Annotated in this window: 25 protein-coding genes and 2 tRNA genes; 10 read left to right on the top strand and 17 right to left on the bottom strand. The window is 55.6% G+C overall.

Annotation, left to right across the window (positions count from 1 at the left end; genetic code table 11):
- Positions 1-30: 30 nt before the first annotated feature.
- The 5 genes from wzzE to trxA all read right to left on the bottom strand — a co-directional run bounded on the left by wzzE (position 31) and on the right by trxA (position 4,356).
- The gene (gene wzzE, locus FHW76_RS25535; protein ID WP_002883296.1) at positions 31-1,077 is read right to left on the bottom strand and encodes an ECA polysaccharide chain length modulation protein; all 1,047 of its coding nucleotides are present in this window, start codon (positions 1,075-1,077) and stop codon (positions 31-33) included.
- Between the two features lie 13 nt (positions 1,078-1,090).
- Entirely contained in the window at positions 1,091-2,194 is a 1,104-nt protein-coding gene (gene wecA / locus FHW76_RS25540) for a UDP-N-acetylglucosamine--undecaprenyl-phosphate N-acetylglucosaminephosphotransferase (protein WP_004886849.1), read from the bottom strand.
- A 240-nt stretch (positions 2,195-2,434) separates the two neighbouring features.
- Positions 2,435-3,694, bottom strand: coding sequence for a transcription termination factor Rho (gene rho, locus FHW76_RS25545; RefSeq protein ID WP_002883293.1), 1,260 nt, complete (start codon positions 3,692-3,694; stop codon positions 2,435-2,437).
- 86 nt (positions 3,695-3,780) lie between these two features.
- Positions 3,781-3,882, bottom strand: coding sequence for a rho operon leader peptide (locus FHW76_RS26735; protein WP_049245627.1), 102 nt, complete (start codon positions 3,880-3,882; stop codon positions 3,781-3,783).
- A 144-nt stretch (positions 3,883-4,026) separates the two neighbouring features.
- Positions 4,027-4,356: a thioredoxin TrxA gene (gene trxA, locus FHW76_RS25550; protein ID WP_002883224.1), complete on the bottom strand. Its 330-nt coding sequence runs from the start codon at positions 4,354-4,356 to the stop codon at positions 4,027-4,029.
- 341 nt (positions 4,357-4,697) lie between these two features.
- Here trxA and rhlB point away from each other — a divergent pair, with 341 nt between their 5' ends.
- The 5 genes from rhlB (at position 4,698) to FHW76_RS25575 (ending at position 10,450) form a co-directional block, all read left to right on the top strand.
- Positions 4,698-5,963: an ATP-dependent RNA helicase RhlB gene (gene rhlB / locus FHW76_RS25555; protein WP_008807968.1), complete on the top strand. Its 1,266-nt coding sequence runs from the start codon at positions 4,698-4,700 to the stop codon at positions 5,961-5,963.
- Positions 5,964-6,081: 118 nt separating this feature from the next.
- Positions 6,082-7,590: a guanosine-5'-triphosphate,3'-diphosphate diphosphatase gene (gene gppA / locus FHW76_RS25560; RefSeq protein ID WP_012969202.1), complete on the top strand. Its 1,509-nt coding sequence runs from the start codon at positions 6,082-6,084 to the stop codon at positions 7,588-7,590.
- Positions 7,591-7,609: 19 nt separating this feature from the next.
- A complete protein-coding gene (locus FHW76_RS25565; protein ID WP_012543248.1) occupies positions 7,610-8,536 on the top strand; it encodes a LysR family transcriptional regulator in 927 nt (308 codons plus the stop codon).
- Positions 8,537-8,666: 130 nt separating this feature from the next.
- The gene (locus FHW76_RS25570; RefSeq protein WP_008807971.1) at positions 8,667-9,665 is read left to right on the top strand and encodes an amidohydrolase family protein; all 999 of its coding nucleotides are present in this window, start codon (positions 8,667-8,669) and stop codon (positions 9,663-9,665) included.
- A gap of 62 nt (positions 9,666-9,727) precedes the next feature.
- Positions 9,728-10,450, top strand: a complete 723-nt coding sequence (locus tag FHW76_RS25575; protein ID WP_032732167.1) for a DUF554 domain-containing protein — start codon at positions 9,728-9,730, stop codon at positions 10,448-10,450.
- A gap of 4 nt (positions 10,451-10,454) precedes the next feature.
- Here FHW76_RS25575 and rep read toward each other — a convergent pair whose 3' ends face one another.
- Complete coding sequence (gene rep / locus FHW76_RS25580) at positions 10,455-12,476, bottom strand: DNA helicase Rep (RefSeq protein ID WP_012543251.1); 2,022 nt, start codon at positions 12,474-12,476, stop codon at positions 10,455-10,457.
- A 112-nt stretch (positions 12,477-12,588) separates the two neighbouring features.
- On the opposite strand from rep, the gene ppiC (FHW76_RS25585) reads away from it, so the two are divergent.
- Together ppiC (FHW76_RS25585) and ppiC (FHW76_RS25590) are read left to right on the top strand one after the other, a co-directional pair.
- Positions 12,589-12,870 (top strand): peptidylprolyl isomerase PpiC, encoded by a 282-nt coding sequence (gene ppiC / locus FHW76_RS25585; RefSeq protein WP_008807974.1) that lies wholly within the window; start codon positions 12,589-12,591, stop codon positions 12,868-12,870.
- Positions 12,871-12,921: 51 nt separating this feature from the next.
- Positions 12,922-13,203, top strand: a complete 282-nt coding sequence (gene ppiC, locus FHW76_RS25590; RefSeq protein WP_002883180.1) for a peptidylprolyl isomerase PpiC — start codon at positions 12,922-12,924, stop codon at positions 13,201-13,203.
- 202 nt (positions 13,204-13,405) lie between these two features.
- Here the strand turns inward: ppiC (FHW76_RS25590) and ilvC are convergent, their stop codons facing one another.
- Positions 13,406-14,881 carry a ketol-acid reductoisomerase gene (gene ilvC / locus FHW76_RS25595; protein WP_008807976.1) on the bottom strand — a complete coding sequence of 492 codons (1,476 nt, stop codon included), beginning with the start codon at positions 14,879-14,881 and terminating at the stop codon, positions 13,406-13,408.
- Positions 14,882-15,035: 154 nt separating this feature from the next.
- Here ilvC and ilvY point away from each other — a divergent pair, with 154 nt between their 5' ends.
- Positions 15,036-15,926 (top strand): HTH-type transcriptional activator IlvY, encoded by an 891-nt coding sequence (ilvY, locus tag FHW76_RS25600; protein WP_012543253.1) that lies wholly within the window; start codon positions 15,036-15,038, stop codon positions 15,924-15,926.
- Here the strand turns inward: ilvY and ilvA are convergent.
- The 7 genes from ilvA to ilvL form a co-directional block, all read right to left on the bottom strand.
- Positions 15,923-17,467 (bottom strand): threonine ammonia-lyase, biosynthetic, encoded by a 1,545-nt coding sequence (ilvA, locus tag FHW76_RS25605; RefSeq protein WP_008807978.1) that lies wholly within the window; start codon positions 17,465-17,467, stop codon positions 15,923-15,925. The two genes, ilvY and ilvA, sit on opposite strands and share 4 nt — an antisense overlap.
- A gap of 2 nt (positions 17,468-17,469) precedes the next feature.
- Complete coding sequence (ilvD, locus tag FHW76_RS25610; RefSeq protein ID WP_060876633.1) at positions 17,470-19,320, bottom strand: dihydroxy-acid dehydratase; 1,851 nt, start codon at positions 19,318-19,320, stop codon at positions 17,470-17,472.
- A 60-nt stretch (positions 19,321-19,380) separates the two neighbouring features.
- The gene (locus tag FHW76_RS25615) at positions 19,381-20,310 is read right to left on the bottom strand and encodes a branched-chain amino acid transaminase (protein WP_008807980.1); all 930 of its coding nucleotides are present in this window, start codon (positions 20,308-20,310) and stop codon (positions 19,381-19,383) included.
- Positions 20,311-20,329: 19 nt separating this feature from the next.
- Complete coding sequence (gene ilvM, locus FHW76_RS25620; protein ID WP_008807981.1) at positions 20,330-20,587, bottom strand: acetolactate synthase 2 small subunit; 258 nt, start codon at positions 20,585-20,587, stop codon at positions 20,330-20,332.
- Positions 20,584-22,230 (bottom strand): acetolactate synthase 2 catalytic subunit, encoded by a 1,647-nt coding sequence (gene ilvG, locus FHW76_RS25625; RefSeq protein ID WP_008807982.1) that lies wholly within the window; start codon positions 22,228-22,230, stop codon positions 20,584-20,586. The genes ilvM and ilvG overlap by 4 nt, the downstream gene beginning before the upstream one ends.
- Positions 22,231-22,232: 2 nt before the next feature.
- Positions 22,233-22,286, bottom strand: coding sequence for a peptide IlvX (gene ilvX, locus FHW76_RS26740; RefSeq protein ID WP_201281575.1), 54 nt, complete (start codon positions 22,284-22,286; stop codon positions 22,233-22,235).
- Between the two features lie 84 nt (positions 22,287-22,370).
- The gene (gene ilvL, locus FHW76_RS25630; protein ID WP_001311244.1) at positions 22,371-22,469 is read right to left on the bottom strand and encodes an ilv operon leader peptide; all 99 of its coding nucleotides are present in this window, start codon (positions 22,467-22,469) and stop codon (positions 22,371-22,373) included.
- A gap of 354 nt (positions 22,470-22,823) precedes the next feature.
- Between ilvL and FHW76_RS25635 the strand changes: the two genes are divergently transcribed.
- On the top strand, positions 22,824-24,344 hold the full coding sequence (locus FHW76_RS25635; RefSeq protein ID WP_117143671.1) for a YifB family Mg chelatase-like AAA ATPase: 1,521 nt from the start codon (positions 22,824-22,826) through the stop codon (positions 24,342-24,344).
- A 24-nt stretch (positions 24,345-24,368) separates the two neighbouring features.
- Here FHW76_RS25635 and FHW76_RS25640 read toward each other — a convergent pair whose 3' ends face one another.
- Positions 24,369-24,707, bottom strand: a complete 339-nt coding sequence (locus FHW76_RS25640; protein WP_004886877.1) for a DUF413 domain-containing protein — start codon at positions 24,705-24,707, stop codon at positions 24,369-24,371.
- Between the two features lie 118 nt (positions 24,708-24,825).
- Between FHW76_RS25640 and hdfR the strand changes: the two genes are divergently transcribed.
- Positions 24,826-25,647, top strand: a complete 822-nt coding sequence (gene hdfR, locus FHW76_RS25645) for an HTH-type transcriptional regulator HdfR (protein WP_064180844.1) — start codon at positions 24,826-24,828, stop codon at positions 25,645-25,647.
- A 103-nt stretch (positions 25,648-25,750) separates the two neighbouring features.
- Here the strand turns inward: hdfR and FHW76_RS25650 are convergent.
- Both FHW76_RS25650 and FHW76_RS25655 read right to left on the bottom strand, forming a co-directional pair.
- Positions 25,751-25,826 (bottom strand) — tRNA-Trp (locus tag FHW76_RS25650).
- A 52-nt stretch (positions 25,827-25,878) separates the two neighbouring features.
- Positions 25,879-25,955: transfer RNA gene (locus FHW76_RS25655), tRNA-Asp, on the bottom strand.
- Between the last annotated feature and the right edge of the window lie 10 nt (positions 25,956-25,965).

Below are 25,965 nucleotides of genomic sequence, written 5' to 3' on the forward strand. Positions count from 1 at the left end.
AGGTCATCTGCCCTTCACCACAGGCCGCAATCACAGGACACGACGACGTGATAACGCCACGCCTGCGCCGATGAGCGCACCCACAATCCCCCACATCACCATCAGAAATACACGGCGCGGGCTATCGCGTTTTACAGGTTCTTCCGGCGTCCGCAAATACCGGTAAGTCTGAAAACGCGGATCTAACGTTGGACCGACGTTCAACGTGCTCAGCATGGCGCGGTTCTGGTCGTAATCGAGGTCATATTCCGGCCCGACGGCCTGCAGGTTTTCCAGCCTGGCCTGCAGCATCGGCCTGCCCAATAAAAATAGCTCTGAATCCGGCAACTGATCGGCAGGAACATCCGTTTCGCTGCGTGAAATATTGTGCTGCTGGGCCACCTTCAGCGCCTGCTCCACGCTGTGCGTCCGACGGTTGAAGATGGCCTCGGCCACCTCTTCCTGGCGCTTCACCTGCGCTTTCATTTGCACGGTCCGCGCCGCCCAGGCGCCTTTGAGTTCGTCATTAAGATGGCCTGCCGCCCGCTGGCTGGCGAAAGCCACATACTGACGCAACAGATTATTGGCATCCTGCCCGGTCTCGGCAGTCAGTTTGACGCTGTCGTTAATGCTCTTGGCCGCATCGCCTGGCATAAACTGGATATTGTTAATCAGGTCATCCAGCATCGCCGCATCCGCGCGGGCATTACCCGACTGACGCTGCTTGTAGTAGTCCGTTTGTAGCCAGAAATCGCGCCGGGTATCCCAGGAGGCCAGCTGCATGATGAACTCTTTATACGCTTCATCCATGGCGGAAGGCTGATCGACCGAGGCAAGGTCGGCTTTAATGTCCAGATTGCGTAAGAACTGCTGCTGGGAATAGTACCCCCCCAACATATTGACAGTAGGCCGATCGGTGATCGCCGTGGCGCTCCACTCCTGGCGAGCAAAAAAGGTATATACCAGCACGATGGCGGCGAAGAGTACGGCGCCGCCGACTATCCAGCCTTTTCCTGCCCATAAAGCGCGAAACAGCCCGCGAATATCCAGCTCGTTCTCAACGTTCACTGCTTGTGCTCCCGGTAATGGTTGAGTCATCACATCCCCAGCTTTACTTGGTTAGTTTCGGATTATTGCCGCTGTGTCGCCGAATTCTGCGTCTGATGCGCTTAACCAGGCGCGCCACTTTCCAGGCGCGCTTAATACAGTAGCCATAAAGGAAGAAGGCTACCAAAAAGAGAATTAACATCACCCATTCCGGCACAATGCGGGTGTATTCCGCTGCGACGCCAACCAGCGCCAGCAGGGCGGCGGCCAGGGTAATCAGGACGAACGCCTGACGGGAAGTAAAGCCGGCGCGCATGATCAAATGATGAATATGCTGACGGTCCGGAGAGAAAGGGCTCATGCCTTTGCGCAGGCGGCGATACATAATCGCCACCATGTCCATCAACGGGATAGCGATAATCCACAGCGCGGTAACCGGGCTAATGGGATGTGTTTTACCTTGCGTGGTTTCCAGCAGGATCCAGATAATGGTGAAGCCAATCATCGTGCTGCCGGCGTCACCCATAAAGACTTTATAGCGGCGGCCGAGGGCGCCAAGATTGAGAAGAATATAGGGCAGAATGGCGGCGATCATCGCGAAACACCACATCGCCAGGCTGTACTGACCATCAAACCAGAGGATGATCCCGGTCGCCGCAAAGGAGACCGATGACAGACCGCCGAGCAGGCCGTCGATCCCGTCGACCATGTTAAACGCATTGATGGCGGCCCACACGGCAAACAGCGTCAGGAAGAAGCCGAAAGGCCCCAGCACCAGCTCCCACGAGCCAAAAATAAAGCCGAGACTACTCAGATGCAGATTCCCTGCCATCATCATAATCACGGCGATCGCAGCCTGTATGACTGCGCGAATTTTCACGCTGATATCGAAGCGATCGTCAAGCGCGCCAACCAGCACCAATACCCCCGCGCAGGCCAGATACAGCGAGGCGTGAGGAATATAATAATCGGCGATGGCGAAAGTAAAACAGATGCCTGCATAAACTGAGATACCACCGACCAACGGAATCAACCCCTGATGCCGTTTGCGATAGTTTGGTTTATCCACCAACCCGATCTTTTTTGCCACTTTCCGCGCGACAAAAATAAAGAGGGTCGTGAATAAGAAAATACTGATTAATTCAGTAATAGCAGTGAGTAAATTCACAACGCATGTGCTCTCAGCATAGTTAATCCGGGAAGTATAGCGATGATGCCCCAACTCCAGAAGGGGAAAAGCAGAACATTACAAATTTATTGTATAGATTTTAGTCTGTTAAAGCTGTCTCCGCCTGCTATCCGGCGCCATTATACGACAACTTTCGTCCCGCTTTCTCTGTCTCTGGATCATACAAACCCAAAAATGAAAACGCCACGCAAAGGCGTGGCGTTTTTGGCTTTTTTTACCTTACGAGCGCTTCATCATATCGAAGAAGTCATCATTCGTCTTGGTCATCGCCAGCTTGTTAATGAGGAATTCCATTGCATCGATCTCACCCATCGGATGAATAATTTTGCGCAGGATCCACATTTTCTGCAGCTCTTCCTGAGTGGTGAGCAGTTCTTCTTTACGGGTACCGGAACGGTTGTAATCGATAGCCGGGAAGACGCGTTTTTCGGCAATCTTACGAGAGAGGTGCAGCTCCATGTTACCGGTGCCTTTAAACTCTTCGTAGATCACTTCGTCCATTTTGGAGCCGGTGTCGATCAGCGCCGTGGCGATGATGGTCAGGCTGCCGCCCTCTTCGACGTTACGTGCCGCACCGAAGAAACGCTTCGGACGGTGCAGGGCGTTGGCGTCCACACCACCTGTCAGGACTTTACCAGAAGCCGGTACCACGGTGTTGTAGGCTCGCGCCAGACGAGTAATGGAGTCGAGCAGGATGATAACGTCTTTCTTGTGTTCAACCAGACGTTTTGCTTTCTCGATAACCATCTCGGCAACCTGCACGTGGCGGGATGCCGGCTCGTCAAAGGTGGAAGCAACCACTTCACCTTTCACCAGACGCTGCATCTCGGTCACTTCTTCCGGACGTTCGTCGATCAGCAGCACCATCAGCACGCAGTCCGGGTGGTTGTAAGCGATGCTCTGCGCGATGTTCTGCAGCAGCATCGTTTTACCGGCTTTCGGCGGCGCGACAATCAGACCACGCTGGCCGCGGCCAATCGGGGAGGCCAGATCCAGTACGCGAGCGGTTAAGTCTTCGGTAGAACCGTTACCACGTTCCATACGCAGGCGAGAATTCGCGTGCAGCGGCGTTAAGTTCTCGAACAGGATCTTGTTACGCGCGTTTTCCGGCTTGTCGTAGTTAACTTCGTTAACTTTCAACAGTGCAAAGTAACGCTCACCCTCTTTCGGAGGACGAATCTTACCGGAAATGGTGTCACCAGTGCGAAGGTTGAAACGGCGGATTTGGCTGGGGGATACGTAGATGTCGTCAGGGCCGGCGAGGTAGGAGCTGTCTGCGGAGCGGAGGAATCCAAATCCATCCTGCAGTATCTCCAGTACGCCGTCGCCAAAGATATCTTCGCCACTCTTCGAATGCTGCTTGAGGATGGCAAAAATAATATCCTGCTTACGCATACGAGCCAGGTTTTCCAGCCCCATATTTTCGCCGAGAGTAATCAGCTCAGAAACCGGCGTATTCTTTAATTCGGTAAGATTCATAGTGGTGTGGGTTCTTAAACTCGGGGTAAATCTCGAACTTAATGTTGTGAATGGTATGGCAGGAACATCCATGCCTGTTAGCGGCTTCATCTCGTGTCTGTACGTTGCCTGGTCACAGGAAAGAACGCAGAACTGAAACGACAAGACGGAATGAGTGATAAGCCCGGAATTATTAGCCTCACGCGCATCGTCTGCGGGACGCTTTGGGTAAAACAAGATTCAAACAATAGGTATGTTTAAAACGAAGTCTGTGGATTAACTTAGCACGACTCCTGCCGGGCGTCCAGAGTTCCGCAAAAAATAGGAATCTGGACGCCGGACCAGCAATTCGCTTACGCCAGGTTGGCGTCGAGGAACTCTTTCAGCTGACCCTTGGACAGTGCGCCAACTTTAGTGGCCGCCACTTCGCCGTTTTTGAACAGCAGCAGGGTTGGGATACCGCGAATGCCGTATTTCGGCGCGGTGCCCGGGTTCTGGTCGATGTTCAGCTTAGCTACGGTCAGTTTGCCCTGATACTCTTCAGCGATCTCATCCAGAATCGGGGCGATCATTTTGCACGGACCACACCACTCTGCCCAGAAATCGACGAGGGTCAGCCCGTCAGCCTTGAGTACGTCCGTGTCAAAACTGTCGTCAGTCAGGTGAATAATTTTATCGCTCATATTTAACTCCACAGGAATAAGCCTGGTGTGTTGGTGTCGTAGCCATCAACGACGTGCTGCGGCTACGTTATGCACGCTATTCTTCAGGATACCTCAATTCTCTGGGCTGCCAACTGGCGCAATCCATCATGGACTCGCCTGTTGACGCCAGGGTGCCCGAACGCGAACTGCATGCTGCAGATTTATCGCTCCCGACTCGCTTAGTAGTCTAAGCTATCCTGGATTCGTTCAGTTACCGTAGACGTACCTTGAATAATTTCGTACACCGCCAACGAAAGGTTGACGTTATTTCACCGGATACGCTTTCTTAATGCAATAGTTAGCTGATATTCTACCACACTATGAGCAAAACACATTTAACAGAACAGAAGTTTTCCGACTTCGCCCTGCACCCGGCAGTCATTGAAGCCCTTGAAAAGAAAGGGTTTCATAATTGCACACCCATTCAGGCCCTCGCCCTTCCGCTGACGCTGGAAGGCCGCGATGTCGCCGGGCAGGCGCAAACCGGTACCGGTAAAACGATGGCGTTCCTGACGTCAACGTTTCATTATCTTCTCTCTCACCCGGCTATCGCCGATCGCCAGGTTAACCAACCACGCGCGCTAATTATGGCACCAACGCGTGAACTGGCGGTACAGATCCACGCGGATGCTGAACCGCTGGCGCAGGCCACCGGTCTGAAGCTGGGTCTGGCTTACGGCGGCGACGGCTACGACAAGCAGCTGAAAGTGCTGGAAAGCGGTGTCGATATTCTGATCGGTACCACTGGTCGTCTGATCGATTACGCGAAACAGAACCACATTAACCTCGGCGCCATTCAGGTCGTCGTACTGGACGAAGCCGATCGCATGTACGATCTCGGCTTTATTAAAGATATCCGCTGGCTGTTCCGCCGCATGCCGCCGGCGACGCAGCGCCTGAACATGCTGTTCTCCGCGACTCTTTCTTATCGCGTTCGCGAACTGGCGTTCGAGCAGATGAACAACGCCGAATATGTCGAAGTGGAACCGGAACAGAAAACGGGCCACCGTATTAAAGAAGAGCTGTTCTACCCTTCCAACGAAGAAAAAATGCGCCTGCTGCAGACGCTGCTGGAAGAAGAGTGGCCCGATCGCGCCATCATCTTCGCCAACACCAAGCACCGTTGTGAAGATATCTGGGGTCATCTCGCCGCTGACGGCCATCGTGTAGGTCTGCTGACCGGCGACGTGGCGCAGAAAAAGCGTCTGCGTATTCTCGACGAATTTACTCGTGGCGATCTCGATATTCTGGTCGCAACTGACGTTGCTGCGCGCGGCTTACATATTCCGGCCGTGACCCACGTCTTTAACTACGATCTGCCGGACGACTGCGAAGATTACGTTCACCGCATCGGCCGCACCGGCCGCGCTGGCGCCAGCGGCAACTCTATCAGCCTCGCCTGCGAAGAGTACGCGCTGAACCTGCCGGCAATCGAAACCTATATTGGTCACTCGATCCCGGTCAGTAAGTACAACCCGGACGCGCTGATGACCGACCTGCCTAAGCCGCTGCGTCTGACCCGTGCGCGCCCAGGCAACGGCCCGCGCCGCAACGGTCCACCGCGCAATCGTCGTCGTTCAGGTTAAGAAATCTATGCCATACGCTCAATCATTCAGAATCAGCCAGGGCGACCTTCCTCTGGCAACCCGCTCAGTGATGTGGACCGGGCCTAAACGCTCCGCCAACCAGGGAGCCTTCTGAACGATGAAGAGTATGAGCTCCACCTCGCTGTATGCCGCCATTGATTTGGGTTCCAACAGTTTCCATATGTTGGTAGTGCGCGAGGTGGCGGGCAGCATCCAGACGCTGAGCCGTATTAAGCGTAAGGTTCGTCTGGCCGCCGGTCTGAATAGCGACAACACGCTCTCCGCGGAAGCGATGGAGCGCGGCTGGCAGTGCTTACGCCTGTTTGCCGAACGCCTGCAGGATATTCCGCCGACGCAAATCCGCGTCGTGGCCACCGCCACGCTACGTCTTGCCGTCAATGCAGAGGAGTTTCTGGCGAAAGCGCAAGAGATCCTCGGCACGCCAGTGCAGGTGATCAGCGGCGAAGAAGAAGCGCGCCTGATTTACCAGGGTGTCGCCCACACCACCGGCGGCGCCGATCAGCGTCTGGTGGTCGATATCGGCGGCGCCAGCACCGAGCTGGTGACCGGCACCGGCGCGCAAACGACCTCGCTGTTCAGTCTGTCGATGGGCTGTGTGACCTGGCTTGAACGCTATTTTGCCGACCGTAGCCTGACGAAAGAGAATTTTGATCTCGCCGAAGCGGCCGCGCGCGAGGTGTTATTACCCATCGCCGATGTGCTGCGCTATCACGGATGGAAAGTGTGCGTCGGCGCTTCCGGCACCGTTCAGGCGCTGCAGGAAATTATGATGGCGCAGGGGATGGATGAACGCATCACCCTCGCCAAACTCCAGCAGCTTAAACAGCGCGCCATCCAGTGCGGACGTCTGGAAGAGCTGGAGATCGAAGGCTTAACCCTTGAGCGGGCGCTGGTGTTCCCGAGCGGGCTGGCGATCCTGATCGCTATCTTCAGCGAACTGAATATTCAGTGTATGACCCTGGCAGGCGGCGCGTTACGCGAAGGTCTGGTGTACGGCATGCTGCATCTCTCTGTCGAACAGGACATCCGCAGCCGCACCCTGCGCAATATTCAGCGCCGTTTTATGATCGACACCGAGCAGGCCCAACGCGTCGCCAGTCTGGCCAGCCATCTGCTCAGTCAGCTGGACGGCAGCTGGGAGCTGGACCCGCTGAGCCGCGATTTACTCCTCAGCGCCTGCTCGCTGCATGAAATTGGGCTGAGTGTGGATTTCAAGCGCGCGCCGCAGCACGCGGCTTATCTGGTCAATAACCTCGACCTGCCCGGCTTTACCCCGGCGCAGAAGAAGTTGATTGCCACGCTGCTCCTGAATCAGACCAACGCCATCGACCTGTCTTCGCTTCATCAGCAGAATGCGGTCCCGCCGCGAGTGGCCGAACATCTGTGTCGCCTGCTGCGACTGGCGATCCTGTTTGCCAGCCGGCGGCGCGACGATTTGTTGCCGGCGATTCAGTTGGCCGCTCACGACGACCAGTTAACGCTGACGCTGCCGGAGAACTGGCTGGCTGAACATCCGCTTGGCCGGGAAATGGTCGATCAGGAGTGTCAATGGCAAAGCTACGTCCACTGGACGCTACGGGTCACCAGCGGCGATACGCCAAGATAATATCCAGCCAGGAGGGCGGATGCGGGAAGAACTGGATTTCAAATCGCTACGCTTTTTCTCCGCGCTCTACCGGCTAGGCAATGTCTCCCCGGCGGCTGACGCGCTGAATATCAGCCAACCCACCGGCAGCCTTTTGCTGAAAAAACTACGGGATCATTTTGCTGACCCGTTGTTTGTCCGGGTGGGACAGCGGATGATGCCGACGCCGCGAGCGGACGCGATCGCCCCGACTGTATTTACCCTTCTCCAGCTTGCCGATAACGATTTAGCCGTCAAACCTGAATTTCTTCCCCAGCAGAGCCAGCGTAACTTCACGATCGGAATGACCGATATCAGTCAAATGACGCTGTTGCCTTTGCTGCAAATTGCGCTCCAGCAGCAGGCGGCGGACGGGATCACCTTTACGATACAGAATCTGGATGAGCAGACCCTCAACGCCCTCGAATCCGGGAAATGTGATCTCGCGATCGGCTACCTGACGCAGCTTCCGGATAGCGTCTACCAGCAGCATCTCTTCGATCAATCGTATGTCTGCCTGGCGGCGGAAAATCACCCACGTATTCGAACCCAGCTTCGTGCCGAAGACTGGCGGCAGGAAAAGCATCTGGCGATCCGCGTGGAGGGGACTGCCCACGGCGATATGGATAAGCGGCTTGATGAGCACAGTATGCCCCGGCGGATCGCGCTGACATTACCGAGCTTTTTAGGTACCGGCGAGCTGGTGGCCGAAAGCGATATGATTGCCGTCGTCCCGGAACAGGTAGCGCGGCATATCACCCGCCGCTATCCCTGCCGCAGCTGGCCGCTACCTTTTCCTCTCGCCAGGATCGCCATCCGTCAGGTCTGGCATCAGCGGCTGCACCGCGATCCCGGGCATATCTGGCTACGTTCGCTGATCGCCGCACTTGCCGATCCCGCTCAGCAGAGCGGATCTATTACGATCTAAACCGCGAAATATACCGCTGTATTAGTTTTACTGATAATCCCTATTACGTTTGGTTTATTGCTGGCAATACGAGAAAGCTTTTATTCTCATTGCATCGAGCCATACTGACAAATATCGCAAGGAATATATCATGCGCGGAAAAATCGCTTTAGAAGAACACGTCTCCACTCCTGAAAATAACCGTCTGTGGGATTCAACCGGTGAAGCCGGCCGTAACGGTACAGAATATATGAAAGACGTTGAACGTCGCCTGCTGGATCGCAGTATTCAGCTGGAAGAAATGGCGCAGCGTCATATTGACCACGTCATTCTTTCTCTAACTTCACCTGGCGCGCAATCTATTTTAGATAAAGCCAAAGCGGTCTCTTTTGCTCGTGATACTAACGATTTTATCGTCGAGAATTATGTGAAGCCAAATCCGGATAAATTTAGCGCTTTCGCCACCCTGGCCTTGCAAAACCCGGAAGCCGCGGCGGAAGAGCTGGAGCGCGCCGTGAAGAAACTAGGCATGAAAGGCGCGCTGATCAACGGCTATACCAACGTTAAAGATAGCGAGCATGGCCTGTATCTTGATGACGAATCGATGCTGGTTTTCTGGGATAAGGTCAACGAGCTGAACGTACCGGTGTACCTGCATCCTCGCGAACCGCTGGAAGGGCCTGCGCGCGGCATCTACACCGGTTACGAAAGCCTGATCGGCTCCGCGTGGGGCTTTGCGCAGGAAACGGCAGTGCATGCTATCCGTCTGATGATGAGTGGTTTGTTCGATCGTTATCCTAACCTCAATCTGGTACTGGGCCACCTCGGCGAAGGGCTGGTTCATATGCTGCCGCGCACTCAGCACCGCCTCTATCGTCAGCGTTTCGGCTGCGGTCTGGGTAAAGCGGAAAAACCGTTAATGCACTACCTGCAGAATAACTTCATTGTTACCACCAGCGGCCATTTTAATACCCATTCGCTGAATAATGCCATTGAAGTCATGGGCGCCGATCGTGTGATGTTCTCTGTCGATTATCCGTATGAAGATATTCATCAGGCTTGTGACTGGTTTGATCCGTTAGAACTTGAAGCGGGCCTGAAAGATAAAATTGCCTGGGGCAATGCCAGCCGCGTCTTTAACATTCAATAATATTAAAGACAGACTTCAGGGCCTGAATATTCAGGCCCTGTTTTTATTAGGGAGAATAAATGATGGCAATAGGTATATTTGTCTGTAGCGGCTCGCTTCTCGTCGGTGCGCTGGCCGGCGCCTCGCTGAATCGCTTTATTCCGGAACACTTCAAGAAAACCTTGCCGCTGATTGCCGGTCTGATCTCCATCAGCATGGGCATCCACTTTGTCAATAAATTGCATAATCTGCCACCCATTGCCCTGGCCATTATTGTCGGCACGATTATCGGCGGTCTGCTGAATATTGAAAAATGGATTGAGCGGGCCGGGACAACGCTACGCACGCCCATTGAGCGCATTTTCCCGGCGCAGGCCAGCGCCAGCGTGAGTGCGGAAGATTTTATGAATCAGTTTATCGCCGTGCTGATCCTCTTCTGCGCCAGCGGCACCGGCATCTTCGGTGCTTTAACCGAAGGGATGACCGGCGACCCAACCATTCTACTGACCAAGTCGATACTCGACTTTTTCACTGCCGCGATTTTCGCGTCCACGCTGGGCTACATCATCACTACGATTTTTATTCCTCAGCTGATCATCTTCGTGATTCTGTTCTTCGCCGCCACGTTTATTATGACGTTGATAAACCCATCGATGATTGCTGATTTCACTGCCTGCGGCGGCATCATTATGCTGGCGACCGGTTTTCGGCTTTGTGGTATTCGCCATTTCCCCACCGCCAACATGCTGCCCTCACTGCTGCTGGTAATGCCCTTCTCCGCCGCCTGGCAGCAGTTTGTCGCCTGAGGCGTTAGCCTTTTTTCGCCTTCGCCAGCATCGCTTTAATATTCGCGACGTTGGCCTGGCCTTTATGCATACGTTCTTCCGCAGAGATAACTTTTCGCTCCTGCTCCCATATCAGATCGTCCTGCGGGAGCTCGAGCAGGAAACGGCTTGGCTCCGGGCGCACCAGCTCACCATACTGTCGGCGTTCCTTACAGAGCGTAAAGGTCAGCTCTTTTTGCGCACGGGTGATGCCGACGTAGGCTAACCGGCGCTCTTCATCGACGTTATCTTCATCGATGCTGCTCTGGTGCGGCAGCAATCCCTCTTCCATTCCCACCAGGTAAACATACGGGAACTCCAGCCCTTTTGAGGCATGGAGGGTCATCAGCTGCACCTGATCGAGCTCTTCATCCGATTCGCCGCGCTCCATCATGTCCCGCAGGGTAAAGCGGGTGACCACCTGCGTTAGGGTCATCGGCTCATCGATTTCGCTGCCTTCCAGCATCTCGGTCATCCAGGTAAACAGCTGGTTGACGTTTTTCATTCGCATTTCCGCGGCTTTCGGGCTGGGCGAGGTTTCATACAGCCAGGATTCGTAGTCGATCCCGCGAATCAAATCGCGCACGGCGGCAACGGGCTCGCGTTCGGTCAGCTGCTGAATTTCCCGCAGCCAGTGGGTAAAGCGCGTGAGGGATTCGTAGCCGCGCCCGGTCAGCGTCTGGCTTAACCCCATGTCAAAGCTGGCGGTGAATAAGCCTTTATTGCGGCTCATCGCCCACTCACCCAGCTTTTGCAGCGTCGCCGGGCCGATCTCGCGTTTCGGCGTGTTGACGATACGCAGGAAGGCGCTATCGTCATCCGGGTTGGTCAGCACGCGCAGATAGGCCAGCAGGTCTTTAATTTCCGGACGCGAGAAGAACGACGTGCCGCCGGAGATTTTGTACGGGATGCGGTTCTGCATCAGCATCTTTTCAAAGACCCGCGACTGGTGGTTGCCGCGGTAAAGGATCGCGTAGTCTTTGTAGTTGGTTTTATTAATAAAGTGGTGGGCGATCAGTTCCCCGGCCACGCGCTCCGCTTCATGATCTTCATTGTTGGCGGAGAGTACTTTCAGCTCGGTACCGTAGCCAAGTTCTGAGAACAGCCGCTTTTCAAAGACGTGCGGGTTATTAGCGATCAAAATGTTAGCAGCTTTCAGAATACGCCCGGAGGAGCGGTAGTTCTGTTCAAGCTTGATCACCTGCAGCGCCGGGAAGTCCTGGCTGAGCAGCACCAGGTTCTGCGGCCGCGCGCCACGCCACGAGTAGATCGACTGGTCATCGTCCCCCACCACGGTAAAACGCGCGCGCTGCCCCACCAGTAATTTCACCAGTTCATACTGGCTGGTGTTGGTATCCTGATACTCATCCACCAGCAGGTAACGGATTTTGTTCTGCCAGCGTTCGCGCACCTCTTCATTACGCTGCAGCAGCAGCGTCGGCAACAGGATCAGATCGTCAAAATCGAGGACGTTGCAGGCCTTCATGTGCGCATCGTACAGCCCATAGCAGTGGGCGAAAATGCGGTCCCGTTCGCCTTTCGCGCCAGCCGCCGCCTGCGCCGGGGTTTTCAGATCGTTTTTCCAGTTGGAGATCGTCGAGATCAGCTGCTGCAACACCACTTTGTCATCTTCGATCAACCCTTCGGTGAGCTCTTTCAGCAGCGCGACCTGGTCAGTATCATCGAACAAGGAAAAGTTAGACTTCATTCCCAGCGCGGCGTATTCACGTTTGATGATATCCAGCCCCAGGGTGTGGAAGGTGGAGATCATCAGCCCGCGCGCCTCTTTGCGCCCCAGCGTTTGCCCGACGCGCTCTTTCATTTCGCGCGCGGCCTTGTTGGTGAAGGTGACGGCCGCGATATGGCGCGCCTGATAGCCGCAGCCGCGGATCAGGTGGGCGATTTTATTCGTAATAACGCGGGTCTTACCGGAACCGGCGCCCGCCAGCACCAGGCACGGTCCGGTAACGAATTCGACGGCTTGTTGTTGGCCAGGGTTTAAACGCATGGGAATATTGCTCAATCTTCGAACGGGGTGTGGATTGTAGCAGAAAGCGAGGCCGAGATTTACCGGCTGATGGTAAAGTGTCAGCCACGCAATTCATCCTGAGGATCTGGTAATGGCAAAAAGCGCAGCGGCCCTGCATATTCTGGTTAAAGAAGAGAAACTGGCGCACGAGATCCTCGCCAAACTGGAACGGGGCATCAGCTTCGATCATCTGGCGAAGCGTTACTCAAAGTGTCCGTCCGGACGTCATGGCGGTGATTTAGGCGAATTCCCGCAGGGGACGATGGTCGGCCCGTTTGATCAAGCCGTCTTCAGCTGTCCGCTACTTAAACCCTATGGCCCGGTGAAAACCAAATTCGGCTACCATATCATCAAGGTGCTGTATCGTCGGTAACGCGTGCTACTATGGCGCCCTGATTTATCCCAACTCACTCAAGGCGCAATCATGGCTAAAACCGCGGCAGCACTGCACATCCTGGTAAAAGAAGAGAAACTGGCGCTCGATCTGCTCGAGCAGCTCAAAAACGGCGCCGACTTCGGCAAGCTGGCAAAGAAACACTCCATTTGTCCGTCAGGCAAACGCGGCGGCGATCTGGGTGAGTTCCGCCAGGGCCAGATGGTACCGGCCTTCGATAAAGTGGTCTTCTCCTGCCCGGAACTGGAGCCAACCGGCCCGCTGCATACCCAGTTCGGCTACCACATCATCAAAGTGCTATACCGGAAATAATAAAAAACCCGGGGATCTTAATCTCCGGGTTTCTGCCTGATGGCGCTTCGCTTATCAGGCCGACTAAACAAATCCATTCCTCTATGGATTTCGGCTTGCCGGAAGGCGGCAAGGAAGTACATCCCCAGGAACATAGATTACTATGTGACTGGGGTGTACGTACCGTAGCCAACGCATCGGCAAGTCGAAAGACGACGAGGAATTAGCCGGCTACCGCGATACGTTTCATATCAGTCATATAACCGCGCAGTTTCTTACCTACCTGCTCGATAGCGTGGCTGCGAATTGCTTCGTTCACATCGCGCAGCTGAGCGTTATCTACCGCGCCTTCAGCAATCGCTTTGCCCAGGTCGCCGGTCTGCAGGGTAGTCATAAACTCTTTCAGCAGCGGTACGCAAGCGTAAGAGAACAGGTAGTTACCGTACTCTGCAGTATCAGAGATAACCACGTTCATTTCATACAGACGCTTACGGGCGATAGTGTTCGCGATCAGCGGCAGCTCGTGCAGTGATTCATAGTAAGCGGACTCTTCGATGATGCCGGAATCAACCATGGTTTCGAACGCCAGCTCAACGCCCGCTTTCACCATCGCGATCATCAGCACGCCTTTATCGAAGTACTCCTGCTCGCCGATTTTGCCTTCATACTGCGGGGCGGTTTCGAACGCGGTTTTGCCGGTCTCTTCGCGCCAGGTCAGCAGTTTCTTATCATCGTTCGCCCAGTCTGCCATCATACCGGAGGAGAATTCGCCGGAGATGATGTCGTCCATGTGTTTCTGGAACAGCGGCGCCATGATCTCTTTCAGCTGTTCGGACAGCGCATAAGCGCGCAGTTTCGCCGGGTTAGAGAGGCGATCCATCATCAGGGTAATACCGCCCTGCTTCAGCGCTTCGGTGATGGTTTCCCAGCCGAACTGAATCAGTTTTTCCGCATACGCCGGATCGGTACCTTCCGCCACCAGCTTGTCGAAGCACAGCAGAGAACCCGCCTGCAGCATGCCGCAGAGGATGGTCTGCTCGCCCATCAGGTCAGATTTCACTTCCGCCACGAAGGAGGATTCCAGAACGCCCGCACGATGGCCGCCGGTCGCCGCTGCCCAGGCTTTGGCAATGGCCATGCCTTCGCCTTTCGGATCGTTTTCCGGGTGGACGGCGATAAGCGTCGGCACGCCGAAACCGCGTTTGTACTCTTCACGAACTTCGGTACCCGGGCACTTCGGCGCCACCATCACCACGGTGATGTCTTTGCGGATCTGCTCGCCCACTTCAACGATGTTGAAGCCGTGGGAGTAACCCAGCGCCGCGCCGTCTTTCATCAGCGGCTGTACGGAACGCACAACGTCAGAGTGCTGTTTGTCCGGCGTCAGGTTAACCACCAGGTCGGCCTGCGGGATCAGCTCTTCATAGGTACCGACTTTGAAGCCGTTTTCGGTCGCTTTACGCCAGGAAGCGCGCTTCTCGGCAATCGCTTCTTTACGCAACGCATAGGAGATATCCAGGCCGGAATCACGCATGTTCAGACCCTGGTTCAGGCCCTGCGCGCCACAGCCGACGATGACTACTTTTTTACCCTGAAGATAGCTTGCGCCATCGGCAAATTCATCGCGCCCCATAAAGCGGCATTTGCCCAGCTGTGCCAGCTGCTGGCGCAGATTCAGTGTGTTGAAGTAGTTAGCCATGGTGATACCTCGTGATGTTGTGTTGTCGTGCTTATTGTTCGGTTCGCTTTTGCGAGAATGAACTTACTATATGACAGGAATTTTATTGCGGAAATTGATATATTCACAACGTCACGTTGCAATTTATGAAATACAAAATCGGGGAGTACGCGCCGTGGATTTACGCGATCTGAAAACCTTTCTGCATCTGGCGGAAAGCCGCCATTTTGGCCGCAGCGCGCGGGCCATGCACGTCAGTCCTTCGACCCTTTCGCGGCAAATCCAACGCCTGGAAGAGGACCTCGGCCAGCCGCTGTTCGTGCGTGATAATCGCACGGTGACGCTCACCGAAGCCGGGGAAGAGTTACGCACCTTTGCCCAGCAGACCTTACTGCAGTATCAGCAGCTTCGCCACGCCATCGATCAGCAGGGACCGTCGCTCTCCGGCGAGCTGCATATCTTCTGCTCTGTCACCGCCGCTTATAGCCATCTGCCGCCGATCCTCGACCGCTTCCGCGCCGCGCATCCTTCGGTTGAGATAAAATTATCGACCGGCGATGCCGCTGACGCCATGGAGAAGGTCGTCACCGGCGAAGCCGACCTGGCGATTGCCGGTAAACCAGAGACCCTGCCGGGATCGGTGGCGTTTTCGATGCTGGAGAACCTCGCCGTGGTGTTAATTGCCCCGGCGCTTCCCTGCCCGGTGCGTAACCAGGTGACCGTCGAGCGTCCGGACTGGTCGACAGTGCCGTTTATCATGGCTGACCAGGGGCCGGTACGTCGGCGCATCGAGCTGTGGTTTCGACGCCATAAAATCAGCAACCCGTCGATCTATGCCACCGTCGGGGGACACGAAGCGATGGTGTCGATGGTCGCCCTCGGCTGCGGCGTGGCGCTGCTACCGGAGGTGGTACTGGAAAACAGCCCGGAACCAGTACGCAACCGGGTGATGATTCTGGAGCGCAGCGATGAGCAAACCCCGTTTGAGCTGGGCGTTTGCGCACAAAAAAAGCGGCTGCATGAGCCGCTTATTGATGCTTTCTGGAAAATCCTGCCTAACCACTAGCCCGCGAGGAAAAAGCGGAACGCCGGGTTATGGGTTTCGTCGTGGCACTCATAGCCCAGTTCATTAAGGCGGGTTTCAAAGTCCGGCTCGTGCTCGCCCAGCTCAAAGGCCGCTAACACCCGACCATAGTCGGTGCCATGGCTACGGTAGTGGAACAGCGAAATATTCCAGTGGGTGCCAAGGGTGTGCAGGAACTTCAGCAGCGCCCCCGGCGATTCAGGGAACTCGAAGCTGAACAGCCGCTCCTGCAGCGCTTTGGACGGCCGGCCGCCGACCATATAGCGCACATGGAGCTTGGCCATTTCGTCATCGGAAAGGTCAACGACGCTGTAGCCGCCATCGTTCAGTAACTGGAGGATCTCTTTCCGCTCCTCCAGCCCGCGACTCAGGCGTACCCCGACAAAAATGCAGGCATCTTTAGCATCAGCAAAGCGGTAGTTGAACTCCGTCACCGAGCGCCCGCCCAGCAGCTGGCAAAACTTCAGAAAGCTGCCCTTCTCTTCCGGGATCGTCACCGCCAGCAGCGCTTCGCGCTGTTCCCCGAGCTCGCAGCGCTCAGACACGTAGCGCAGGCCGTGGAAGTTAACGTTGGCCCCGGACAGAATATGAGCCAGTCGCTCGCCGCGAATATTGTGCTGGGCGACATATTTCTTCATCCCCGCCAACGCCAGCGCGCCGGAAGGCTCCGCCACCGCCCGCACATCTTCGAACAGATCTTTCATCGCCGCGCAAATAGCGTCGCTGTCGACAGTGATGATGTCGTCCAGATACTCCTGGCACAAACGGAAGGTTTCATCGCCAATGCGCTTCACCGCCACGCCTTCAGCAAACAAACCGACGCGCGGCAGATCCACCGGATGGCCGGCATCCAGCGCCGCTTTCAGACATGCCGAGTCTTCCGCTTCTACCGCTATCACTTTAATCTGCGGCATCAGCTGCTTGATCAGCACCGCCACGCCTGCCGCCAGACCGCCGCCGCCAACCGGGACGAATACGCGGTCAATGTGGGCATCCTGCTGCAGCAGCTCCAGCGCCAGCGTTCCCTGACCCGCGATCACCATCGGGTGATCAAACGGCGGCACCCAGGTAAAGCCCTGCTGCTGCGCCAGCTCAATCGCTCTCGCCTTCGCTTCGTCAAAGTTGGCGCCATGCAGCAGCACTTCGCCGCCAAAACCGCGAACGGCATCGACTTTGATATCCGCGGTCGCCACCGGCATCACGATCAGCGCCTTAACCCCAAGCCGGGAGGCTGAGAAAGCCACTCCCTGCGCATGGTTGCCTGCCGACGCCGTGATCACCCCATTCGATTTCTGTTCCGCCGTCAGGCTGGACATCATCGCGTAGGCGCCGCGCAGCTTAAAGCTGTGTACCGGCTGGCGATCTTCGCGTTTGACCAGAATAACGTTATCCAGCCGCGAAGAGAGCTTCTCCATTTTTTGCAGCGGCGTTTTCTGCACCGCTTCATAAACTGGCGCGCGCAGCACTGCTCTCAGGTATTCGGCGCCCTCAGGGGCACCGGACAGGGGTTGTGAGTCCGCCATAATTAGCCACCCAGTTTTGATTTATCGCGCACCGCGCCCTTGTCGGCGCTGGTCGCGAGGCTGGCATAAGCGCGCAGTGCAAAGGAGACCTGGCGCTCGCGGTCTTTCGGCGTCCACGCCTGATCGCCACGCGCTTCCTGCGCTTCGCGACGGGCGGCGATTTCGGCATCGCTGAGCTGCAGCTGAATACCGCGGTTCGGAATATCGATAGCAATCATGTCGCCATCTTCGATGATCGCGATGTTGCCGCCGCTCGCCGCTTCCGGCGATACGTGGCCGATGGACAGCCCGGAGGTGCCGCCGGAGAAACGGCCATCGGTGATCAGCGCGCACGCTTTGCCAAGACCCATGGACTTCAGGAAGGTGGTCGGATAGAGCATCTCCTGCATCCCCGGCCCGCCTTTCGGCCCTTCATAGCGAATAACCACGACATCGCCTTCCACGACTTTGCCGCCGAGGATGGCATCAACCGCTTCGTCCTGGCTTTCATAAACTTTCGCCGGGCCGGTAAATTTCAGGATGCTATCGTCCACACCAGCGGTTTTGACGATACAGCCGTTTTCGGCAAAGTTACCGTACAGGACCGCCAGGCCACCGTCTTTACTGTAGGCATGTTCCAGAGAACGGATACATCCTTCGGCGCGATCGTCATCCAGCGTATCCCAGCGGCAATCCTGCGAGAACGCCTGGGTGGTACGGATCCCGGCCGGGCCGGCGCGGAACATTTTTTTCACCGCGTCGTCCTGGGTCACCATTACATCGTACTGTTCCAGGGTCTGCGGCAGCGTCAGGCCAAGGACGTTTTTCACATCGCGGTTGAGTAAACCCGCGCGGTCCAGCTCGCCCAGAATGCCCAGAACGCCACCAGCCCGGTGCACGTCTTCCATATGGTATTTCTGCGTACTCGGCGCCACTTTACACAGCTGCGGGACCTTGCGGGACAGTTTGTCGATATCGCTCATGGTGAAGTCGATTTCGGCTTCCTGCGCCGCCGCCAGCAGGTGCAGTACGGTATTGGTTGAACCGCCCATCGCGATATCGAGGGTCATGGCGTTTTCAAATGCCGCCTTGCTGGCGATATTGCGCGGCAGGGCGGAAGCGTCATCCTGCTCGTAGTAGCGTTTGGTCAGCTCCACGATACGTTTACCGGCGTTCAGGAACAGCTCCTTACGATCGGCGTGGGTCGCCAGCAGCGAGCCGTTACCCGGCTGTGACAGGCCCAGCGCTTCGGTCAGGCAGTTCATGGAGTTCGCGGTGAACATCCCGGAACAGGAACCACAGGTCGGACAAGCGGAACGTTCCACCTGGTTACTCTGTTCGTCGGACACTTTCGGATCCGCCCCCTGGATCATCGCATCCACCAGGTCGAGCTTGATGATTTTATCTGACAGCTTGGTCTTCCCGGCTTCCATTGGGCCACCGGAAACAAAGATCACCGGAATGTTCAGGCGCAGAGAGGCCATCAGCATCCCCGGAGTGATTTTGTCGCAGTTGGAGATACAGACCATGGCATCGGCGCAGTGGGCGTTAACCATGTACTCGACCGAGTCGGCGATCAGCTCGCGGGATGGCAGTGAATAGAGCATACCCCCGTGGCCCATGGCGATCCCATCATCCACCGCGATGGTGTTAAATTCTTTGGCGACACCGCCTGCCGCTTCAATCTGCTCGGCAACCAGTTTGCCGAGATCGCGCAGGTGCACGTGCCCGGGGACAAACTGGGTAAAGGAGTTGACGACGGCGATAATCGGTTTGCCGAAATCGGCATCGGTCATTCCGGTTGCGCGCCACAACGCGCGGGCGCCCGCCATGTTGCGGCCATGTGTGGTGGTGGCGGAACGGTACTTAGGCATGCTCTTTTTACTCCCATCTCTGTTTATTAAATGGGACGGTGCGTGCCGTCCCATTTTTAATTACTTACTTACCGGATCCAACCAGCCCCATTTATCTTCTGTTTCACCGGTGAAGAGGCCAAAGAAGGCTTCCTGAATGCGTTTGGTCACCGGCCCGCGGCGGCCTGCGCCGACCTGGATGCCGTCAACGCTGCGTACCGGGGTGATTTCTGCCGCGGTGCCGGACATGAACACTTCATCCGCGAGGTACAGCGATTCACGGGACAGCACCTGCTCGCGCACTTCGATGCCAAGATCTTTCGCCAGTTTGATGATCGCGTCGCGGGTAATGCCCGGCAGCGCGGAAGAGGTGAACGGCGGAGTAAACAGCACGCCATCTTTTACCTCAAACAGATTTTCGCCTGCACCTTCGGAGATATAACCGTTAACATCCAGCGCGATACCTTCCTGATAACCGTGACGACGCGCTTCGCTGCCGACCAGCAGAGAGGAGAGATAGTTGCCGCCCGCTTTCGCTGCGGTTGGGATGGTGTTCGGCGCCGCGCGGTTCCAGGAAGAAACCATCGCATCGATCCCCTGCTCCAGCGCTTCTGCGCCGAGGTAGGCGCCCCACGGGAACGCCGCGATGATAACGTCGGTTTTGTAACCGTCCGGCGGGTTAACGCCCATGCCAACATCGCCAACAAACACCAGCGGACGAATATAAGCGCTGGTCAGTTTATTGGTACGGATAACTTCGCGGCAGGCTTCCATCAGCTCGTCAACGCTCTGAGAAACCGGGAAACGGTAGATTTTGGCTGAATCATGCAGACGCTGCATGTGTTCACGATGGCGGAACACCACTGGCCCTTTGTGAGAATCGTAGCAGCGGATGCCTTCGAATACCGAAGTCCCGTAGTGCAACGCATGGGACATGACGTGCACTTTCGCCTCGCCCCATGGGGTCATCTCGCCATTGAACCAAATGTAATCAGCTTTCTTCGTCGTCATTTTTTTTATTCCTCTGCGCTCAGGCGCGGATTTGTTGTGATGTGGGTTGCTGGATCTCGACGCAGGCGACGTCGACCAGTTTACTTAATTGACTAAACAGTAATTCGACGGGCCGCGGGCTGGCAACGGTCAATTCGATATTTATATTTTGCGCATCCGACGCGGTTTCCATATTCATTGCGCAGATTTGAAAACCACGGTGGCGGACCACGCGCAGCACGCGCTCTAAGGTTTCCGGATTGAAACGCGCCTGCAAAGCGACCTGATGTTGCTTCATGATAATTTCTCCAGCATTTCTGCATTACTGGCGCCGGGCGGCACCAACGGCCAGACATTCTCAAGTTCGTCAATTGAGACATGAAGCAGGTATGGCCCCTGGCTCGAAAGCATGGTGTCGAGTGCCGCTTCAACCTGGTCTTTACGGGTGATGTGTTGGCCAGGAATACCGAAGGCGCTGGCCAGCGTGAGGAAATCAGGGTTATCAGTCAGAGTGGTTTCGCTATAACGTTCCTGGAAAAACAGCTGCTGCCATTGTCGAACCATCCCTAACCGCTGGTTGTCGAGTAACACGATCTTTAACGGTAATTGTTTGCGCTTGACGGTGCCCAGCTCCTGCACGTTCATCATGAAGGAACCGTCACCGGAGATACAGATCACCGTATCGTCCGGGCGCGCCACCTGGGCACCAACGGCGGCTGGCAGGCCAAAGCCCATCGTGCCTAAGCCGCTGGAGGTGATAAAGTTTTCCGGGCGGGTATAGGTCATATGTTGAGCCGACCACATCTGGTGCTGGCCAACGTCGGTTGTCACGACGCTATCCGCCGGCTTACGGTCGGAAAGCTGCTTCAGCAGCAGCGGCGCGTAGATCGCCTCGCCGGGATGATCGTAACGCCAGGCGTGCTCGGTGCGCAGTGCGGCATTATGCTCGCGCCAGGCATCGATAGCTAACGGCTGCTGCAGCGCCGGCAGCAAGCGGTTCAGATCGCCGGTCAGACCGATGTGCGCCTGACGCAGCTTGTTCAGCTCCGCCGGATCGATGTCCATGTGGATCACTTTGGCATGCGGAGCGAAGGTATTGAGCTTACCGGTCACACGATCGTCAAAGCGCGCGCCGACAGCGATCAGCAGATCGCACTCCTGTACCGCCAGGTTGGCCGCCTTAGTGCCGTGCATGCCCAGCATACCGAGATAATACGGATAATCTGCGGCCACCACGCCCAGCCCTTTCAGCGTACAGGTTGCCGGCATTCGGGTTACCGCCAGGAATTCACGCAAAGCCGGTACCGCCTGAGCCATACCCACCCCGCCGCCAACATACAGCATCGGCTTCTGTGACTGAGCCAGCATCTGCAGAGCCTGAGCAACCTCCGCCTGCGGGAACGCCATCTCATCGTCGACGGTAGAGAAATGAGGATCAAGCTCGCCCTGGGCCATCTGAATATCCTTAGGGATATCAACCAGCACCGGGCCCGGACGGCCTGAGTTTGCCACCTGGAAAGCTTCAGCGATAACCCGCGGCAGCTCATCCAGAGACTGCACGAGGAAACTGTGCTTAGTACAGGCCAGTGACAAACCAAGAACGTCTACTTCCTGGAACGCATCCGTGCCGATGAAGGGAGCGGCCACCTGGCCGGTGATAGCGACAATGGGAATGGAATCAAGCAGGGCGTCCGCCAGGCCAGTGATCAGGTTGGTCGCGCCCGGGCCGGACGTCGCTATGCACACCCCGGTTTTCCCGGTTGCTCGCGCATAACCAATAGCCGCCATGGCTGCCCCTTGCTCATGCCGACACAGCAGGTGCTCCACGCCGCCGTCATACAGTGCATCGTAAACCGGCATAATTGCGCCACCCGGATAGCCAAAAACTGTGTCGACTCCCTGTGTCCGCAAAGCATGTACCACCCACTGCGCGCCATTCATAGTTAGTTCCCCGTCATAAATCGGGAGAAACAGAATTTTATGCTAAAAGTCATCATCTGCTCCTCGCTTAGGTTATTTCAGTTATAAAAAAACCCCCGGACCTTTCGGTGCGGGGGTCTTAGTTCGTTAAGGCTTGATTCTTAAGCCTTTCCTCGTCCAAGTGCAGCCCCGCACGGTGGGATAATAATCACCACCACGCTAATCACGACCAGGCTAATCACTCGTAGAAGGGCTGTCATTTTCTGTACTTTCTGGCTTCTTGTTCGAAGGAATACCTAAAGAGGTACCACAGACATCACATAAAACACAAGATTTTTTTATATCCTGGTTTCTGAGCAGCCTAACAGTTTCAGGAAAAATAATTGTTTTATATGAAGAAAATCAGAAATGAAAAAAATTCAGTTTTCTTTCACGCTGTACGCTCAGCGCCCATCTCTGTTTCGGATGCACCACGTTTTTCGATCACGCTTCCATTTTCGGCTAAATGTAACGAGATGGCGTAAAAATAATGGATTTATGCTTCTAACTTCGTGTTATTGCCGCTGCCGTTTCACGGCAGGCTCGTCATAATCCTTCTCTGTCCAGGAGGTTTTATGTCGCTCGCCATCGTTTACACACGCGCGGCGCTCGGTATCGAAGCGCCATTGATTACTATCGAGGTTCATCTCAGCAGCGGTCTGCCTGGCTTGACCATGGTCGGGCTACCGGAGACCACCGTGAAAGAGGCCCGCGACCGGGTACGCAGCGCCTTGATCAACAGCGGCTACGCTTTCCCTGCGAAGAAAATAACCATTAACCTGGCACCCGCGGATCTGCCCAAAGAGGGCGGGCGATATGACCTTCCCATCGCTCTCGCGCTTCTCGTCGCCTCAGAGCAGCTCAACACTACCCGATTGAATCAATATGAGTTTGTGGGCGAACTCGCCCTTACAGGCGGCTTACGCGGCGTTCCAGGGGCGATCCCCAGCGCAATGGAAGCCATCAAAGCCGGCCGGCGCATTGTCGTCTCCTCTGACAATGCGGCTGAGGTGGGTCTGATCGGCGGCAGCGATTGCCTGGTCGCCGACCATCTGCAGCAGGTGTGCGCGTTTCTCGCAGGGCAAGCATCGCTCTCGCCGCCTCTCGCCGACGTGCCCGCCGTTGATGAACGCTGTGAAGATCTACGTGATGTTATCGGCCAACAACAAGGCAAGCGAGCGCTGGAGATTGTGGCGGCCGGTGGCCACAACCTGCTGCTGATTGGCCCGCCCGGTACCGGCAAAACAATGCTTGCCTGCCGGCTCCCCGGTCTTTTGCCGCCATTAAGCAACCAGGAAGCGCTGGAGAGCACGGCCATTCAAAGTCTGGTCAACCTCCAGACTGCGAAGACCCGGTGGCGTCAGAGGCCGTTTCGCGCCCCTCACCATAGCGCCTCGCTGGCAGCGATGGTAGGCGGAGGCTCAATACCTGTCCCCGGCGAGATTTCACTGGCCCATAATGGCGTGCTGTTTCTTGATGAACTGCCAGAGTTTGAACGACGGGTGCTGGACGCGCTGCGTGAACCCATTGAGTCAGGCAAGATCCACATATCGCGATCGCGCGCCAAAATTGACTATCCGGCGCGCTTTCAGCTTATCGCAGCAATGAACCCAAGCCCGACCGGGCATTATCAGGGCAAACATAATCGCGCGTCGCCTGAGCAGACATTGCGCTACCTTGGACGCCTGTCTGGCCCTTTTCTCGACCGCTTCGATCTCTCCTTAGAGATCCCGCTCCCGCCGCCGGGGATACTGAGCCAGGGCATACGAGGTGAAGAATCGAGTGCGACGGTCCGTCAGCGTGTGCTGGCGGCACGTGAACGTCAAATGCTCAGGCAAAATAAGCTGAATGCGCATCTTGAGAATCGTGAAATGAAGAGCTGCTGTCACTTGCGGCAGGAGGATGCGCTTTGGCTGGAACAGACGTTAACGCAGCTGGGGCTTTCTATACGGGCCTGGCAGCGTCTGTTAAAGGTGGCAAGAACCATTGCCGATCTGGCAGAAGCTGAAGAGATTGAACGCCGCCATTTGCAGGAGGCGCTCAGCTATCGGGCAATAGACCGGATGCTAAACCATCTGCAGAAAATGATGGCGTAAAAAAAGGGCTTACGCCCTTTTTTCTTAGTCATCGCTTTCGGTGTAATCGTCAGCGCCTTCCATCTGCGGTTTGCCGCCGGAAAGAGTATGGAAACGCTTCGGCCGCTTAATGCGTGCCATATACTTAATCCATACGCGTTCTGCTTCCGTTACCGGCTCACGTTCACCACGGCACACCGAGACAAATTGTTTTTCATCATCGGTAACAGGTTCGCGTTTACCCAGTTCCAGTTCGTTAAAGGCATAACCATGACGTTCCAGCAGTTGCGCCTCTTTGATGGTGAAATCACCATGACGGGAGAACCCGCGTGGATAATTTTTATTGTCGAAAAAACGATTAGTCGTCGTAAAGCTTTCCGCCATCCTACACGCTCCTGATTCTTTGGCCGAGCTATTTATGGCGCGGAGTATTAGTTACGCTTGACAGAGCGTCAAACAAAACATTTAAATCATGACGACAAATAATTTTGTGGAGAACGGTGTGGATACGGAATTGCTCAAGACTTTCCTGGAAGTGAGCAGAACTCGTCACTTTGGGCGGGCAGCAGAGGCACTTTACCTGACGCAGTCAGCGGTCAGCTTTCGTATTCGTCAGCTGGAGAATCAACTTGGCGTGAACCTGTTCACCCGCCATCGTAATAACATTCGTCTGACGACCGCCGGAGAAAAGCTCCTGCCCTACGCCGAAACGTTGATGAACACCTGGCAGGCCGCGCGCAAGGAGGTCGCTCACTCTTCGCGACATAACGAATTCTCCATCGGGGCCAGCGCGTCGCTGTGGGAATGTCTACTGAACGGCTGGTTGGGGACTCTCTACAAAGATCCCTATAACCTGCAATTCGAGGCGCGGATCGCCCAACGTCAGTCATTAGTTAAACAGTTGCATGAACGCCAGCTCGATCTCCTGATCACAACTGAATCACCGAAGATGGATGAATTAAGCTGCCAGTTGCTGGGTAATTTCACACTGGCGCTCTATTGTGCCGCCCCAGGGAAAAATAAGAATGATTTGAACTACCTGCGTCTGGAATGGGGGCCGGATTTCCAGCAAAACGAAGTGGGGCTGATTGGTAGCGATGATGTGCCACTGTTGACAACGAGCTCCGCAGAACTGGCTTATCAGCAACTCAGTACCTTGAATGGCTGTACCTGGTTACCCGTCAGTTGGGCGCAGCAGAAAAGTGGTCTGCATACGGTGACCGATAGCGTAGCGCTCTCACGTCCTCTGTATGCCATTTGGCTACAAAATAGTGATAAACAAGCGCATATTCGCGAGATCCTGAAAAGCAGCATACTGGAATAAAGATCTGACTCCATGGATGGAGTGCTCAGAAAGCAAGGAAGAGAGAGAGGAATGGAAAAATTACAAGCAAAAAAAATCCTTTGCCTAAGCAAAGGATTATATATGGCAGGGGCGGAGAGACTCGAACTCGCGACACCCGGTTTTGGAGACCGGTGCTCTACCAACTGAGCTACGCCCCTAAATCTTTCTCGCTATTAAGCCCGCTAATATAGCAGGCTTAATTTTAATAAGTGGCGGAACGGACGGGACTCGAACCCGCGACCCCCTGCGTGACAGGCAGGTATTCTAACCGACTGAACTACCGCTCCACCGAATTTC

The sequence above is a fragment of the Klebsiella sp. RC2 genome (assembly GCF_014192815.1).
Lineage (GTDB): Bacteria > Pseudomonadota > Gammaproteobacteria > Enterobacterales > Enterobacteriaceae > Klebsiella > Klebsiella variicola.